This window comes from Gelidibacter japonicus, assembly GCF_010725055.1.
GTDB lineage: Bacteria > Bacteroidota > Bacteroidia > Flavobacteriales > Flavobacteriaceae > Gelidibacter > Gelidibacter japonicus.
In genome coordinates, this window is sequence record NZ_BJKB01000004.1 from 221,524 (window position 1) to 236,260 (window position 14,737).

General features: G+C 40.6%; 12 protein-coding genes. 3 read left to right on the forward strand and 9 right to left on the reverse strand.

Features of this window, described 5'->3' with window-relative positions:
* Nucleotides 1–207 precede the first annotated feature (207 nt).
* Nucleotides 208–1,383: a D-alanyl-D-alanine carboxypeptidase gene (locus tag G6N06_RS06390; protein WP_163515231.1), complete on the forward strand. Its 1,176-nt coding sequence runs from the start codon at nt 208–210 to the stop codon at nt 1,381–1,383.
* A 9-nt stretch (nt 1,384–1,392) separates the two neighbouring features.
* On the opposite strand, the gene G6N06_RS06395 is transcribed toward G6N06_RS06390, so the two are convergent.
* The 9 genes from G6N06_RS06395 to G6N06_RS06435 all read right to left on the reverse strand — a co-directional run bounded on the left by G6N06_RS06395 (nt 1,393) and on the right by G6N06_RS06435 (nt 11,739).
* Complete coding sequence (locus G6N06_RS06395) at nt 1,393–2,859, reverse strand: M14 family zinc carboxypeptidase (protein WP_163515232.1); 1,467 nt, start codon at nt 2,857–2,859, stop codon at nt 1,393–1,395.
* Between the two features lie 85 nt (nt 2,860–2,944).
* Nucleotides 2,945–3,607: a peptidoglycan recognition protein family protein gene (locus G6N06_RS06400; protein ID WP_163515233.1), complete on the reverse strand. Its 663-nt coding sequence runs from the start codon at nt 3,605–3,607 to the stop codon at nt 2,945–2,947.
* A 254-nt stretch (nt 3,608–3,861) separates the two neighbouring features.
* Nucleotides 3,862–5,022: a metal ABC transporter permease gene (locus G6N06_RS06405; RefSeq protein WP_163515234.1), complete on the reverse strand. Its 1,161-nt coding sequence runs from the start codon at nt 5,020–5,022 to the stop codon at nt 3,862–3,864.
* Nucleotides 5,015–6,142 (reverse strand): metal ABC transporter permease, encoded by a 1,128-nt coding sequence (locus G6N06_RS06410; protein WP_163515235.1) that lies wholly within the window; start codon nt 6,140–6,142, stop codon nt 5,015–5,017. Before G6N06_RS06410 ends, G6N06_RS06405 begins: the two co-directional genes overlap by 8 nt.
* A 254-nt stretch (nt 6,143–6,396) precedes the next feature.
* The gene (locus G6N06_RS06415; protein WP_163515286.1) at nt 6,397–7,140 is read right to left on the reverse strand and encodes a metal ABC transporter ATP-binding protein; all 744 of its coding nucleotides are present in this window, start codon (nt 7,138–7,140) and stop codon (nt 6,397–6,399) included.
* A 290-nt stretch (nt 7,141–7,430) separates the two neighbouring features.
* On the reverse strand, nt 7,431–8,342 hold the full coding sequence (locus G6N06_RS06420; protein ID WP_163515236.1) for a metal ABC transporter solute-binding protein, Zn/Mn family: 912 nt from the start codon (nt 8,340–8,342) through the stop codon (nt 7,431–7,433).
* Nucleotides 8,343–8,855: 513 nt separating this feature from the next.
* Nucleotides 8,856–10,106: a porin gene (locus G6N06_RS06425; RefSeq protein WP_163515237.1), complete on the reverse strand. Its 1,251-nt coding sequence runs from the start codon at nt 10,104–10,106 to the stop codon at nt 8,856–8,858.
* On the reverse strand, nt 10,075–10,515 hold the full coding sequence (locus G6N06_RS06430; RefSeq protein ID WP_163515238.1) for a QcrA and Rieske domain-containing protein: 441 nt from the start codon (nt 10,513–10,515) through the stop codon (nt 10,075–10,077). Before G6N06_RS06430 ends, G6N06_RS06425 begins: the two co-directional genes overlap by 32 nt.
* 3 nt (nt 10,516–10,518) lie before the next feature.
* Complete coding sequence (locus G6N06_RS06435; protein WP_163515239.1) at nt 10,519–11,739, reverse strand: di-heme oxidoredictase family protein; 1,221 nt, start codon at nt 11,737–11,739, stop codon at nt 10,519–10,521.
* Nucleotides 11,740–11,843: 104 nt separating this feature from the next.
* Here G6N06_RS06435 and G6N06_RS06440 point away from each other — a divergent pair, with 104 nt between their 5' ends.
* Together G6N06_RS06440 and G6N06_RS06445 are read left to right on the forward strand one after the other, a co-directional pair.
* Nucleotides 11,844–12,497 (forward strand): metal-dependent transcriptional regulator, encoded by a 654-nt coding sequence (locus G6N06_RS06440; RefSeq protein ID WP_163515240.1) that lies wholly within the window; start codon nt 11,844–11,846, stop codon nt 12,495–12,497.
* Between the two features lie 103 nt (nt 12,498–12,600).
* Entirely contained in the window at nt 12,601–14,625 is a 2,025-nt protein-coding gene (locus tag G6N06_RS06445; protein ID WP_163515241.1) for a S9 family peptidase, read from the forward strand.
* The last annotated feature ends 112 nt before the right edge of the window (nt 14,626–14,737 follow it).

Below are 14,737 nucleotides of genomic sequence, written 5' to 3' on the forward strand. Positions count from 1 at the left end.
GTTTGGACAAATTTGGAAATTATCAGCTAACTTTCGGAACCTTATGTTTAAGTTGTTCCTTTTGACATGAAAAAAACCGGTAATTCCAAAAACTCAAGAAATGTGAAAAATCTCAATTCTTTAGGTCGTTTTAGTTGTATTGTGATACTTTCCTTGGTGCTTTCTAATTGTAAATCTGCCCAAATATCAAAACACTTGGAAAAATCAATGAGCGCAAATTTTTATGAGCCTCAGTTTACCGGGCTTATGGTATACAATCCAAGGACAAAGGACACGGTTTTCAATCATAACGCCGAACGTTATTTTACACCGGCGAGCAATACCAAAATATTTACCTTATATACAGGTCTCCAATATTTGCCTGATAAAGTTCCAGCCTTTAAATATACGGTTCATGGGGATACCTTGATAGTGCGTGGTACTGGAGATCCCAGCTTTTTACATCCGTATTTTAAGGATAGCACGGCCTTGGAGTTTATGCGAAATTATAAAGCCATAAAATTGGTGACGGGTAATTATACTAACGAAAAATTTGGCCCAGGTTGGGCCTGGGAAGATTACGACACCTATTTCAGCCCTGAGCGCAGTGCATTTCCATTGTACGGCAATGTGGTGACGATTTCAAACACTGACGATTTGGAAACCTATCCGAAGTTTTTGAGAGCTCAAACGACTTATACCTTGATGGATAAACGTCGTGATTTTAATGCAAATAATTTCTATTATAAATTGACCAGAACGACTAACACTGAGGTGCCGTTTGTATTGGATACCACAATGGTTAAAGCACTTTGGAATGACTTGCTTCCCGATAAAGTAGAATTCATCCCATATACCAGCGCTAAAACAGATCAGATACTCTATAGTATTCCGGCCGACAGTTTATACAAGCGCATGATGCATGTAAGTGATAATTTTTTGGCCGAACAGATTTTGATTTTGGCTTCCTCAACGGTTTCTGATACTTTGGATGCAGATCCCATTCGGAAATCGATTCTCGAAAAACAACTTAAAGATTTGAAGCAAAAACCAAAATGGAGGGATGGTTCCGGTTTGAGCAATTACAATCTCTTTACGCCTTTATCTCTTGTTCAGGTTTTGGAAAAGCTTTACGTCGACATTCCAAGAGAACGCCTGTTCAATTTCTTTCCTGCCGGCGGTGTAAGTGGGACTCTGAAAAATTGGTATGCGGGAGTGGATGGCCCTTACGTGTTTGCCAAAACGGGTACGTTGTCAAGCACTCATACATTAAGTGGTTATTTGCTGACCAATTCTGGTGATGTTTTGATTTTTAGTTTTATGAATAATAACTACCTTACTACTACCGATAAGGTCAGGGAACACATGCAGGCCATTCTGGAATATTTGAGAGATAATTACTAAAGAAACGGCTTATTTACCATAATAAATGGCATTCCTAAAATTGCTTTCTTTGGTTTTTAAGTCGATCAAGAATCCGTTGACCACCGCAAAGTCCACACTGCCATCCTTTTGCAGTACAAAATTGGGATTGTTACCAATGTTCACGAAAAAACCTGGAACTTTTTGATCCTTGTCCAAAATATTTATTGGAACGGAGACGTCTTTATCCTTTTGTGAAAATTGCGCCAAGCGAACGTAGGTGTACCCTGATTTTAGAAGTGCGTAAATGTCCATGGCTTCCAAATCCTTCATAGATTGGACGATTTTTGGATATACTTTCCCTTCAATCAATCGATAACCGGTTGCATCGACAGTTTCGTAACCATAAAAAGTTGAGAGATCACCTTTTTCAACAATACTGCCCACATTATAAAAAGTGTCGTAGTTTTTGTCCTGAACTTCCAAATGATTGATTCCGATATCGAGTATGTAATCCTTTCCTAAAAGTTCATGGGTAAATCGTTCAATTTTTAAATCGAATAATTTTCGGTCGTTTTGTGGGATCTTCTCATAATCTTCTACTGGAATGTCTTTATAATTTCCATTGGCAATCGTATAGCAAGCAGATAGAATAGATACAAAATTGAGTTTTCTGATTTCTTGTTTTTCGACATCATTTTTAAATCCACCAGACTCAATTAAGATGGCACTTGTTCCCCATTTTTGGATGTTGTCTCCAAAAGCACGTGGTTCGAAATCGTCGTTGTAACGCCCTACTTGTCCTGGTGCGTACTTTTGGATGATGCTGTTCATAAAAACAATGACTTTCATGGCGTTTCCACGAACGTCATTGATCTCCTTTTCATAATTATAGGCTGGAGCCAAATATGAAATGGTCGCCGGTTTGGGCGTACGTTCCGCATTGTAATACGTACTTTGGTCGTGGAGATTAAAACCAAAATCGGCATCCAAACTATCGCGAATGCGTTTCAAAATCTGGCCCTCCGGCGATTGGAGCATGAGTGCATCTCTATTGATGTCAATCCCCAAGGCGTTACGTCTTGAAAAGACTTCGGCCCCATCCGGATTGAGCATCGGCAAAAAATGAAGGGTCAATTTGCTTAAAAGTTCTTCTTTTTCGGTTTTAAAATCGTCACTATTCAAGAAGTTGAAAATGTCAAAAATAGCTTGGGTTGCGGTAGGTTCGTCCCCATGCATTTGCGACCACAAAAAGACATTAATGTCTCCAGAACCAATGCTGATCAAACTGATGTTTTTTCCTTTGATACTTTCACCTACTTTTTGAACTGTATATGCAGGGTTGTTTTTAAGTTTGAGAATCAAGGGTTGGATATCCGCATGTTTGATTCGGCGGTTGTCCAAGCTCGGTTCTTTGTATTTTGAATAACTATCGTACAGACTTGTGGTCATATCGATATCCTGTGCCATCATAGAGAATGAAAAAATGGCGAGCAATAAGGTGAGGGTGGATTTCATTTGTTGATTTTTTATGATTTTAAAGATCCAATGGAGATACTTAATAATAGTTTATTTATTGAGATTTGTTAAAGGCATTGCTCGATCAATTTGGGCTATTTACTGGAGCCGATTTCAAATTGAGTTTTTTGGTGCGTTTTCTGACGGCATTCATGAAGTCTTCACCCGGATCGTTCTTTATCGTTCTATAGCCTTCATCTACCTCCAACCATAACTCATGACCTTCAAAATTAGTATACTCATAATGACCAATAAGGTATTCAATAGGGTATTTTTCACTCAAATATTTCACTAACCAAATATTTGATTTTATTTGCTTTTTGGTCAGGGGTAAATCCTTGGTCCCTCCTACATTTTCGACCCCAATGGCAGTGTGGTTTAATCCAATCACATGTCTTGCCATAGTCGTTTCTGGCATTAAGCGGTATATCGTGCCATCCTGATCCACCAAAAATTGAGAGGATACATTTAATGAGCTTGCCGTGGCAAGATCTGGTCTGCTTGGCAATTCAGGGTCATAAAACGCCTGAAAGGTTTTTTCCATTGTTGGAATCACCGTCCAATGTAACACAATCATTTTAGGTACAATCGTTGGATTATCTTGCTCTAAGCCATAACGTGTAGATAGGTATTCTTTGGTGAGTTGGATGCGCTCTTCATTAAAAAGAATCGGTTTATCTACTATTTGTTTTGAAGTGCCACAAGAATAAAACAAAAATAGACTGATGCAAAGGAGGGAATATTTCATTATTAAAAGTTAGGTGAATATCAAAGTTAGCGAAATTATTTGTTACCAAAGATAATTGAAAAACTTAACCAGCAGACAAGCGCGGTAATTATCTAAAGCCAAAAACCTGCCTGACCAATCTATGAAGTTTCACATGTATTTAGCATATATATTCGTGTCACAATTTTTAAAGAATGCCAATGAATTTAGCCTATTGATTCGAGTTAATTGGTGAAATATCAATGTTCAAAGAAAAGTAGGTGTGTTGAAGATGATTATCCTCGAAATAAAAAGAAATGCTTTTTCATGTCCTCAATTTGTGCATCTTCATTGGTAATGATATAATCAATGGCTTGCGAGGTGAATTCATCACCTTTTTCGGTGAGCGATACGATTTTATTGTCAATGAGAATCATATTGTTTTTAAGCGCCAAATCCAACACGGTCTTGCTTTTTACTTTTTGCCAGTTGATATGTTCGTTAAGATGGTTGACATGACGTTCTTCCACTTCACTATGATTTTTAAGATGGAGTAAAAAGGTCAGCAACAAGACCTCAATGCGTTGACGTTTTTCTCTGTACATTACCGCAATTAATCCCTTGCTCGGGGCGAATAAATAAACAAGAAAAAACACCACGCCAAGCATGGTTGCAATAGAGCCAGCTATGGAAGCATCAAGCCAGTGGGCTACCCAATATCCTGAAATAGCACCAAAAATCCCAAAAAATACGGCGAGTCCGAGCATCTTTTTTAAATCTGTAGTCAGCAAATAAGCACAGGCAGCCGGGGCAATCATCAGGGTGACCACTAAAATAGCGCCAACGGCATCAAAGGCACCAACTGTGGTAATAGATGCCATGGTCATCAGACCGTAATGGATGATTACAGGTGAAAATCCCAAGGACGCAGATAAGCCGGCATCAAAAGTGCTCAGCTTTAACTCCTTGAAAAAAGCAATAAGTAGTCCGATGGTAACCAATAAGATTATTCCAATAATCCATAAAGATTTCGGACCGATATCTGTGCCACCAACCGTTAGTCTATCAAAGGGCGCAAATGCCAATTCGCCTAATAGCACGGCGTCCACATCCAAATGGATGTCATTGGCGTTTTTTGCAATCATGATTACACCTATACTGAATAAGGCCGGGAATACCAATCCGATGGCGGTATCTTCTTTGACCAAACCTGTTTTTTGGATTCGCTCTACTAAAATCACCGTAATGACGCCTGTAAGTGCAGCTAGCAAAATGAGCAGCGGCGAGTTGAGGTCTTGGGTGATAAAAAAACCAACGACGAGGCCTGGAAGAATGGAATGGCTAATGGCATCACTGATCATTGCCATTTTACGGAGCACCAAAAAGGTTCCTGGAATGGCACAGGCGATAGCAACCAAACTTGCAATAAGCTGTATTTCAAATTGGGCACTACTCATGTTTTTTGATATTTTGATTGTATAAATTGGCTGCGGTTTCAAACCCTTCTTCCGTCAAACTCCACATCGTGCCATCTAAAGTCACATAGTTTTTATCGACCAATTTTTGAAGTGTCTTGCGCGTAAAACCTTGAAAATTGTTTAGTATTTTTATAGTATGTGGATGTGAAATATCTTCGTGGGTCTCTGCAATATGGTACATAAAAGCGAGTGTTTTTTGAAATTCTAAATCCCTTCTATTCTTTATAAATCGGATTTGCCGAAACAACAAACCTCTGCCAGGTGAAAAGACGAAAGAGAAAACAACAAATACAGATGCCACAATAACAATTACTGGACCTGTAGAAAGGTTATCCTGACTAGCACTGATGGCAGTTCCAAAAACTCCTGAAAAGGCACCAAAAATTGAGGCTAAAAAAACCATCTTACCTAAACTGTTGGTCCATTGACGCGCCGCTGCCGCAGGTGCCAACAACATGGCACTCATAAGCACAACGCCTACGGTCTGCAAGCCTAAAACAATGGCCAAAACAATAAATGAGGTGATAAGAACATCAATGAATTTGGTGTTGAACCCTAAGGTTTTGGTGTAGTCGGGGTCAAAAAGCAAAAGTTTGAACTCCTTCCAGAATAGTAACATGACCAACAAACAAATTCCTGTAATGATCGCCATTAACCAGACATCACTTTCAACCAAAGTGGCGGCTTGGCCGAATAAATATTTATCCAGTCCGGCTTGATTGGCATTGGGCTGTTTCTGTATAAACGTGAGCAACAACATTCCAAATCCGAAGAACAGAGAAAGAATGAGCCCTAAAGCGGTATCCGACTTCAAATGTGTTTTGGTGACGATGCCTCTGATCCAGAAAGTGCCAATGAGTCCACTGACCAAGGCTCCAATAAGTAAGGTGTTGGTGTCTTTTGCACCCGTAATCAAAAATGCCAAGGCTATCCCGGGAAGGGCCGCGTGCGAAATCGCATCACCAAGCAAACTTTGTTTTCGCAACACTGCAAAACTACCGAGCATACCCGTAACGGCACCCAAAATGGCGGTGCCCAAAGTGATGGTTCGAAGCGTGTAATCACTGAAGACTAAAGAGAAGTATTCCTGTAAATTCATATCCTATTCCTGCGGAGGCAGGAATCTTTTTTATTTTATAGTTTTGAATCGTTGCAATTTTTCATAAGTTTATTTCTCTCAAACCTTTCAGGTTTTTAAAACCTTAAAGGTTCTACTCGATTTCTGTCAACTCCCGCCTATTTTCTTCATTACTATTCATGCGTTGATTAAATCTCTGATTTTATTGATGATTAGACTTCTTTTAATGAGATTAACCAAATGGAACCAGAAAGATTCCTGCATTCGCAGGAAATTTATTTCTGCACACTCACCTTATAATTAATACCATAAGTCTTGGTCAAATTATCATCATTAAAAATATCTTTTACAGGACCAGTTGCAATTTTTTTAACGTTCAAAAAAGTAACCCAATCAAAGTATTCTGGAACCGTTTGTAAATCGTGATGGACGACCACCACTGTTTTTCCAGCTTTTCGTAATTCTTTCAAAATATTGATAATGGCAATTTCTGTGGTGGCATCTACCCCTTGAAAAGGCTCGTCCATAAAGTAGATGGAGGCGTCCTGTACCAATGCTCTTGCCAAAAAGATCCGTTGCTGTTGTCCGCCTGAAAGCTGACTAATTTGTCTGTCCTTAAAGGGGAGCATCCCAACTTTTTCTAAAGCTTCCAACGCTGCTTTCTTTTCTTTAACCCCCGGACGTTTGATCCATCCCAAGCTGCCGTAAGTGCCCATCATCACAACATCTAATGCCACCGTAGGGAAATCCCAATCCACACTGCCTTTTTGTGGCACATAGGCCACATGCGAACGTTGTTTATGATAAGGTTTGCCATATATAGTAACACTCCCCGCAATAGGTTTAAGAATGCCCAAGATGGCTTTGATTAAAGTGGATTTTCCAGCACCATTTGGGCCTACAATTGCCATGAGAACGCCTTCAGGAATTTCAAGATCGATATCCCAAAGAACAGGCTTATAATTGTAAGCAACTGTTAAATCGTCCACCTTAACAGCAATAGCTCCTGCGTCTGCCATGTCGGCAGACAGCGAGTTCCGGTTCTCGTCCTTAGAATGCGCGTTTTTTTTAGTGTTCATTAATTTCATTTTATTTGACCTTTGTGCTGTTTTAAAGAATGCCGATAAATTTATGGATAAGCTTATTTTCAAAATCTGGCAGTCCTTACGTTACTGCAAAAAGCAGGAGCAGCTTCAAATATTTAAGAGCATTAAGCTATTTATTTTATTCGGACCTACAAGGTTTTCCTCCTTCGGCGGACAGGTTGAAACCTTGAAGGTCATGGTGACTGCGACTGTAAACTGCCAAATTATTTCAAGGCATTCACAATCGTATTCACATTGTATTTAAACATCCCGATATAAGTTCCTTCCGCAGTGCCTGCATTTCCTAAAGCATCAGAATATAAAGTGCCCCCAATTTCGACATGATGGTTTTTTGAATTTACAGCAGCCTGAAGTGCTTCAATGGTACGTCTTGGCACTGAACTCTCCACAAAAATGGCTTTTATTTTTTTATCGATAATAAAGTTAGACAAATTTTGGACATCCTGCACACCAGCTTCTGTAGCTGTTGATAAGCCTTGTAGGCCAACGACTTCAAATCCGTAGGCTTGCCCAAAATAATTAAAGGCATCATGAGCAGTGACCAAGATTCTCTTTTCTTTCGGAAGGGTCTCAATTATGGATTTGATCTCCGCATCCAAAACTTTTAATTTTTCAAGATAGTTCTTGCCGTTTTCTTCAAAGTACACTTTGTTTTCTGGATCGGCTTCTGATAGTTTTTGAACCACAAATGTGGAGATGAGTTCCCAATTGTGCACATCAAACCAAATATGAGGGTCATAATTAGAAGCGAAATATTCTGAACCAATCAAGGTGTTTTTGTCCAAAGCATCTGAAACGGCAATGGTTGTGATGTTCTGACTTTCCATTTTTTCAAAAACATCTACGAGCTTACCTTCCAAATGCAAGCCACCATAAAAAATCAAATCGGCGTTGGATAGTTTCGTGACATCCCCGGCACTGGCTTTATATAAATGTGGATCCACACCACTTCCCATCAAACCTTGCACATTGAGTTTGTCGCCACCAATTTGGTTCAATAGGTCGGTAATTAAAGTTGTCGTGGTCACGATGTTGAGGTTGCCGTTGTCTGGCTTGGCATCTTTGCAGCCTGAAAAGTATATAAAAGTTAATAAAACGAAAACTATTTTTTTCATGAGCCTAAATATAAGTTACGAAGTTACTAAAAAAATGAAGATGATATGCTGATTATTAACGATTTCTCACGTAAATGTGGGGTGGAGGCTGGACATCTATCGATGTTTATATTCTTGAAGATAAACTAATGAGCTTTTATTAGTTTCAAATAAATTTAAAATTATGTTCTTAAGTGCATCTCGCTTAAGCTTCTAAAAATTTTGATACTAACTTGCCCGACCAGTTAGGGCGGGTTACACGGATTTTCACGGATTCCTTCCTGAAAAGATGTGAAAAAATATTTTGTTATCTATTTCACGAACCTGACTGCCGTGCGGCACGTGCAACAGAATTTCAGTCTATTTTTAAGACCTCCGCCAGAGCCGACTGTGGGGTTGGCTCGCCTATTGGCATCGGGTAAATATTAAACTTTAGTGCCTAATGGTTTAGTTAAGTGAACAACAGGCAGGAGTTTAAGAGATAATCTTAATAACCCCAACCTGTTGCTGAATAAATACTCACTTAAAAAGTTATTAGAAATAGGAACTGATTCCAAAGTACCAAGTAGCCGTTTGGACGTTAGGATTATTGAGGATATCAGTTTTCCATTCATAACGATAATTCAACCGAAGAACGGTTTGTGCTGTTGGACGAAAGCTAATTGCAGGCGTGATAGCAAACAGATGGTCTCCAATTTTTTCTCCTGTTTGTATAAATCTGCCCTCATTAAAATCGACGTAATCCAATCGCGTCGCGAAATTAAAGGTGGCATCGTCCCAGTCCAATATTTTTCGTTTGAGGACAGGCTGTACAATGTCCATAAACCAGCCCCATTGTTTGTTTCCAAACTGTTGGGTATAGGTTTTTGGGACATCGACCCATATATAAGCGGCTTCGCCCATAATGGCCGTACCGGTTTTGTTAATGACTGTATTAAAATCAAATGCAACCACATCTACACGGCGTGCTTTCGTGTCGAGTTCGAGCCCATCCTCTTCAAGTTTATTGTACCGACCGCCCATGTACGAAAAACCGACTTCTCCAAAATTCTTATTACCAATAGCAAGCTTCGTCGTGACCAAAGGTTGACCACTAAAGTTTTCAGAAAAACGCTCTGGATTTTCCTTGGTTGCCGGTAGTGACGTTCGGTCGTTCTCGTTATCAATAATGGAGGAATCAAACCCGTTAGACAGATAGGCTTCATAGCCAAAAATCCAGTTACCTTTATAGGTTTTACCATAGAGACCAACACCAACGTTGGAAAACGTACCAGGCAATAAATCGACGGCTTCATTGGGGCGCTCCACAAATTCATATTTTGGGCCGTCGTGATTTTGGTTGAAAGAACCAATAGGGTTGACAATGATTCCCGTTCTCAAATTCACCAAAGGATCAAATGCAATATCAATGGCGGCATACTCTATCTCTATTTCCTTGCCACCTTCTTCAAATTCAATTTCTGACAGAAATTTTATGCGTTTGGAAATGGATCCAGAAAGCAATAGCGACATTCGGCGTGCTTGGAAAGACAGACCATCCGTGATGCCATCCTCAACCGAATATATGGAATTGGCCTCAAAGTAACCGCCTATGGCAACACCCGTATTTCCAATTTTAAAAGTGGGTCGGTTGTAATTGGCATCCATACTTAACTTTTGACTGGTGGTGTCTGAAGGCGTTTTTGTGAATTTTAAATCCTGTGCTGAAACTCCGAAATGGATCAGTAAAAACGTAGCTATAAAAAAGGAAGTTTTAAGATAGGTAGATGGTGATATTTTCTGCATCAGTGGTTGTTGTAAAGGTTTGTAAATTTTCGTCTGCTGGCCCTGTCATCACAGTTCCGTCGTTTGTAAATTCGCTGCCATGGCACGGACAGCTATAGATGCCACCACCAACATTCAATTCGCAGCCTCTATGGGTACATCGCATTAAGGAAGTCACATAATTATCACTGTCGGTTCGGTAAAGACAGAGTGGGAATTTGTAGCGATTGGATTGCACCATCACAAATTCCCGTAATTTTTCAGGCTTTTGCGGGTTGATTATAAATTGTGATTTCGCAATCGTAATTACGCCGTTATATTCATTGGCCGCCGCATAATGAATGCCGCCACAAGATTGCAGGAGACTCGCGGCAAATGGCAAACCGACGAGCCCAAAACCACATGTTTTTAGAAATTCTTTTCTTTTCATTGCTTATAGTGAATTTAAAAATGCCAATAATTGTTCCTGCTCAAGAGCAGAAAGATTGACATAGTTGTTTTTTGAGTTTTCTGCTTCGCCGCCATGAAGAAGAATGGCCTCTTCAATACTCCTAGCGCGACCGTCGTGCATAAGATATACTTGGCCTCCTTGTGAATCTGCTGATAACCCAAGTCCCCAAAGTGGTGGCGTGCGGTATTCTGAAGTCAGTGCGTAGCCTTCGGTATAGCCGTCATCAAGACCGGGCCCCATGTCATGGAGCAGGAGGTCGGTGTAAGGGTGGAATTCTTTATAAGACAGCGCTTCAATGGGCGAGTAGCTGGTGCGTAGGGTAGGTACATGGCAGGCCGCACATTGGATGTTGTTAAAGATGGCCTTTCCGGCCATGACTTTAGGATCGTCCTGGTTTCTCGGAAGTGGGGCTTTTAAGGTTTTCAGATAGAAGACCACATCGCCGATAGTGCGTTTGGAAACTTCCGGGTCATTGGGCAAGCCATCATAAGGTTCATTGGGTTGGAAGATGGACACAATGCCCATATCCTGATTGTAGGCATCGGCGGTTTGGTGGAGCAAATCGTAGGTGGATGCTTTTTTCCCAAAGCGGAAGATGTATTTCCCATCTTTTGGAATGCTGTTCGGGCGGAGTTGCACATAATCTGGAGGGTATGCATAATGAGGGCGTCCGCTAATCCCATCACCGTCCAGATCATCGGGGTCGGCAAGCGCCAAAATATCGGCGTCGCTCACGGCATCAAGATACCCCAAACCAGTTACTGCAGGACCAATGAACAAACTAAATGGCGCACCTTCTGGCAAGACTTGAGGTTGATACCCTGGGATGGCCTTGTTTTGCAATTGGTTCCGCTTATCGCCAAATGTCGCATACGGATTGCCTAAACTGTCGCTCTGACCAAATCGGATGAATCCGTTAAATGGGTGCCCCTTGCCATCACCCGCATGACAAGCAGCACAACGGTTGCCAACAAACACGGGACCTAAACCTTTTTCTACGGTAAACACCTCATCGTTAAAGGCGATATCGCCATGAAGAAACTGTATCTGTTCTTGGGTAGTCAGGCCTTCAATGGGCCCATCCAGAAGTTGGTTTTCTTCTGGTTCACGCGGCGCATAGATGTCATTGAGACTCTCGCACGATAAAACGATCGAAGAAAGGGTTGCACCAATAATAATATAATGCAGTAAAGTGTTTTTCATAGTAACTAATAATAAATTTACATCAATCAAATTAAAAGTTTAGACAAAGCTAAATAATCTTTTTGTCTAAAAAAAATATATATTTGTAGATAATAATATTTTGTATGACGCTCGCTGAAGAAAATTACCTTAAAGCTATTTATCACTTGGAAAATCAATCGTCCAATGAGGTGTCGACTAATGCCTTAGCTGAAGAAATGCAAACCAAGGCCTCTTCCGTTACCGATATGATCAAGAAATTGGCGGAAAAAAACATGGTTTCCTATATTCCTTATCAAGGTGTTACGCTGTCTAAGGCGGGTCGGGCCCATGCGGTTAAAGTGGTAAGAAAGCATCGACTTTGGGAAGTTTTTTTATTGGAAAAGCTTAATTTCTCGTGGGATGAGGTGCATGATGTGGCCGAGCAATTGGAACATATCAAATCAGAAAAACTAACCGATAAGCTTGATGAGTTTTTGGATTTTCCGAAAGTGGATCCACATGGCGATCCCATTCCAGATAAGCACGGCAATTTTGAAGAGATCGATAAAACAAGTCTCACCGATGCCCAGGAAGGTCAGTCTTACGTATGTATTGGTGTTCATGATAGCTCGAGCGACTTCTTAAAGTATTTGGATGCGAATCATATCAGTCTTGGCACTACCATCGAAATCATCCATAAAGAACCTTTTGATAATTCTGTAAAAATCAAATTCAATGACGTTGAATTGGTAGTTTCAGAAAATGTCGCTAAAAACTTGTTCTTACAGGAAGCGTAGCCTCTTTTATATTTTATCAGTTAAAATAGTACAACTTACATTTTCTTATTCCTGTAATTTTAAAATTCAGTAACTTGGGCTTTTCAAATTTAATTCTATTTGTATGGTCCGTTTCTTTAGTCTCCTAGTTAGTCTTTTCAGTCTTCAATTTGCCCTTGCACAAACGCAAAAACTACCTTTTCAGCCCATGGATGTTTTTGCATTGGAGTGGGCCACTGATCCGCAAATTTCCCCTGATGGTACGCAGATTGTTTACAAAAGAAATGGATTTGACATCATGAAGGACAATGCCAACGGGAATCTGTGGATTGTCAATACTGATGGTACATCCCATCGTAAATTGACCTCAAGAGAAGTCAGTGAATCACAAGCAAGTTGGTCGCCAACGGGAGATCGCATTGTATTCTCAAGTACAACAGATGAAGGCTCAGAAATATATATGTACTGGACAGCAACTGGACAAATCGCCAAGATTTCGCAGTTGGAAAAATCGCCAAGTTCCTTAACCTGGTCGCCTGATGGAAAATGGATTGCTTTTACGATGTTCATTGCAGAAAAACCACCAGTTGTAGCCAAATTACCAGAAAAACCAAAAGGTGCCAAATGGGCAGAATCGGCACGAATTACAGACCGACTCAAACACGAAGCTGACGGTAGTGGCTATATGGAGCCCGGATTTACCCATGTTTTTATAATCCCTGCCGAAGGTGGCACCGCCAGACAACTGACCAGCGACAATTACAGTCACCGTGGCAACCTATCCTTTTCTCCAGATGGGAAAGAGATATATTTTTCCTCAAACCGATTTGAAGATTGGGAATACAGGTTCCGAAATAGCGAAGTTTATAAAGTGCATGTGGATACCAAGCAAATTACCGCTTTGACCTCTCAGGACGGACCGGATCATTCGCCACAAGTATCGCCTGACGGGAAAACGGTGGCTTATCTGGGATTTGAAGATCGTGTGCAGGACCATCAAAACACCTTGTTACATTTGATGAATAGCGATGGCAGCAATAAACGCACTATTTCTTCAAGTTTTGATAACAGTATTTCTGATATTATCTGGGACTCGAGCGGGAAGGGCTTGTATTTTATGTATGACGAAAAAGGAAATTCCAAAATCGGATATATTACAACTTCAGGAAAAATTACAAAGTTGGCTGATCATGTTGGCGGAACAACCATTGGACGACCTTATGCCTCTGGATCTTATTCTGTGTCCCAAAATGGGACTTTGGTATATACACAAACCCGTCCGGAATATCCAGCCGACTTGGCAGTCATCCAAAACAAGAAAGGACCATTATTGATTACCAATTTGAATGCCGATGTGCTTGCTTTCCGTGAGTTGGGCAGGACAGAGGAAGTTTGGTACAAATCGACTTTTGACGGTAGGGACATTCAAGGCTGGATCGTTAAACCGCCATTTTATGATGCCTCTAAAAAATATCCACTGTTAGTGGAAAATCATGGCGGTCCGATTTTGAATTACGGCGACCGATTTACCGCTGAAATCCAATTGTTCGCTGCTGCAGGCTATGTCGTATTTTATCCAAATCCGCGAGGAAGCACGAGCTACGGTGAGGAATTCGGGAATTTATTAAAGAATAATTATCCGGGACAGGACTATAATGATGTGATGGATGGTGTGGATTATCTGGTTGAAAAAGGTATTGTAGATAACGATAAATTGTACGTGACCGGTGGCAGTGCCGGCGGCATCATGACGACCTGGATGATTGGAAAGAACCATCGTTTTAAAGCGGCTGCAGTAATAAAACCTGTGGTCAATTGGATCAGTAAAACCTTGGTGGCTGATAATTATTATGGTTATGCCGAAAAGCGCTACGAAGGACAACCTTGGGAGAATTTTGAAACCTATTGGAAATTTTCGCCTATATCATTGGTAGGTAATATAGAAACGCCAACCATGGTCATGGTTGGGATGAATGATTTGAGAACACCGCCAAGTGAGGCAAAACAGCTCTACCATGCCCTAAAACTTAGAAAAGTTGAAACAGTTTTGGTCGAAATACCAGAGGCCTATCATAATATCGCCCAACGACCGAGTAATCTGATCAGCAAGGTGGCGCATATTTTCGCTTGGTTTGAGAAGTATAAATAGGATTGATTCTGCATGCTTTCTTTTTTGGTTAGGAAATGTGAAAAGATAGCAGCCAGGAGGAAAGAATAAAGACTATAGAACTAAGACAAAATCTGCGAGTATCTGTGAGATC

Excerpts from the sequence above, each read along its gene's own strand:
- G6N06_RS06390 (WP_163515231.1), top strand. The coding sequence starts at position 208 with ATGAGCGCAAATTTTTATGAGCCTCAGTTTACCGGGCTTATGGTATAC.
- G6N06_RS06395 (WP_163515232.1), bottom strand. The coding sequence starts at position 2,859 with ATGAAATCCACCCTCACCTTATTGCTCGCCATTTTTTCATTCTCTATG.
- G6N06_RS06400 (WP_163515233.1), bottom strand. The coding sequence starts at position 3,607 with ATGAAATATTCCCTCCTTTGCATCAGTCTATTTTTGTTTTATTCTTGT.
- G6N06_RS06405 (WP_163515234.1), bottom strand. The coding sequence starts at position 5,022 with ATGAGTAGTGCCCAATTTGAAATACAGCTTATTGCAAGTTTGGTTGCT.
- G6N06_RS06410 (WP_163515235.1), bottom strand. The coding sequence starts at position 6,142 with ATGAATTTACAGGAATACTTCTCTTTAGTCTTCAGTGATTACACGCTT.
- G6N06_RS06415 (WP_163515286.1), bottom strand. The coding sequence starts at position 7,140 with ATGGCAGACGCAGGAGCTATTGCTGTTAAGGTGGACGATTTAACAGTT.
- G6N06_RS06420 (WP_163515236.1), bottom strand. The coding sequence starts at position 8,342 with ATGAAAAAAATAGTTTTCGTTTTATTAACTTTTATATACTTTTCAGGC.
- G6N06_RS06425 (WP_163515237.1), bottom strand. The coding sequence starts at position 10,106 with ATGCAGAAAATATCACCATCTACCTATCTTAAAACTTCCTTTTTTATA.
- G6N06_RS06430 (WP_163515238.1), bottom strand. The coding sequence starts at position 10,515 with ATGAAAAGAAAAGAATTTCTAAAAACATGTGGTTTTGGGCTCGTCGGT.
- G6N06_RS06435 (WP_163515239.1), bottom strand. The coding sequence starts at position 11,739 with ATGAAAAACACTTTACTGCATTATATTATTATTGGTGCAACCCTTTCT.
- G6N06_RS06440 (WP_163515240.1), top strand. The coding sequence starts at position 11,844 with ATGACGCTCGCTGAAGAAAATTACCTTAAAGCTATTTATCACTTGGAA.
- G6N06_RS06445 (WP_163515241.1), top strand. The coding sequence starts at position 12,601 with ATGGTCCGTTTCTTTAGTCTCCTAGTTAGTCTTTTCAGTCTTCAATTT.